Below are 1,142 nucleotides of genomic sequence, written 5' to 3' on the forward strand. Positions count from 1 at the left end.
TGGGGTCGATCCCTATCCTCTCAGCCAAAAAGCTCCCCCAGAATATTAATTAGCTAAATTTAAGATAAATATTTAACCTTTGCCCAACGAAAATTATATGATTGATGAGTTTTATACTATTAATTTTAACTCGTATCCGGCTATGGTTACTATTATCCCAACTGTAACCATAACTAATATCCAGAATCTGGCCCTGCCGGCAGTAGTTTTGCTAATGAATAATCCTAGAACAGCAAGAGAGGCATATGAAAGGAGTAGTGGAAGTTCAATGTTGTTCTTAATAATCAACGATGAAGACAGCGGAATCAGTGCACCCAGAAAACCGAAAAAGGCTGCTATAAAGGCACCCAGCAGGGATTCGACAAATATTTCTATGCCCAGATGGCCCTTCAGTAGATAATTCGTAGATTTAAGGTTCAGTTGCAGTGCTGTCCTGTGGAGTTCTTCGTTCAGTCCGGCGTACTGAGCTATGAAGTAGCTGAAAGCCCCAGCAAACGCGGATCCGAATGAAATCTTGAAAGCCTCAAATAAATCTATAGTACTTTTTCCTATAATTCCCCCGGACGCAAGTATTAATGCTGTTATAATACCATCAGAAAGGCCTATGCTTACGGGAAATATGTATTTTTTATTCATTTTATGACGTGTTTTCCTGTAATGACTTCATCAATGGAATGTATTGCGCAACCCATATCCTCTATTACCTTTATAAGATAATTATAATTTATGTTTATTCCCTCAACAGTAATACTTGTTCCCATTGTTTCCATATCCATCTCGGTAACAGTTATTTTAACTGCATCCACTCCCGGCACATCTTCAATGGAACCGGCAAGTTCTGTCAAAGTTGGTCTATTCAATCCCTTGTCAACATCCAGTAAAATTCTCCTCAGATTCATAAGTATTTCAAACCTCGAAGCATACAGCCATCGGCTTCATTCTTCTCTATTTACATCAAATATTAAATGATGATTTATTAACCTTTTGCAATTTGATTATTTCTGTGAATAACCTGCATATATTTTTATATTAAATTGCATATCAAAACCAATGATTACCATTGCATTCGTCATACCCTCCAGCATTCATTATAATGGAGGCATAGAAAAAACAATTTCACGTTATAATTCCTTCAAAACGCC

2 protein-coding genes are annotated in these 1,142 nt (G+C 37.0%); both read right to left on the reverse strand.

Annotation, left to right across the window (positions count from 1 at the left end):
• Nucleotides 1–111 precede the first annotated feature (111 nt).
• The gene (locus AMDU4_RS13180) at nucleotides 112–636 is read right to left on the reverse strand and encodes a hypothetical protein (RefSeq protein WP_021788427.1); all 525 of its coding nucleotides are present in this window, start codon (nucleotides 634–636) and stop codon (nucleotides 112–114) included.
• Complete coding sequence (locus AMDU4_RS13185) at nucleotides 633–899, reverse strand: DUF211 domain-containing protein (RefSeq protein ID WP_021787702.1); 267 nt, start codon at nucleotides 897–899, stop codon at nucleotides 633–635. Before AMDU4_RS13185 ends, AMDU4_RS13180 begins: the two co-directional genes overlap by 4 nt.
• Nucleotides 900–1,142 lie beyond the last annotated feature (243 nt).

Source organism: Ferroplasma sp. Type II (assembly GCF_000496155.1).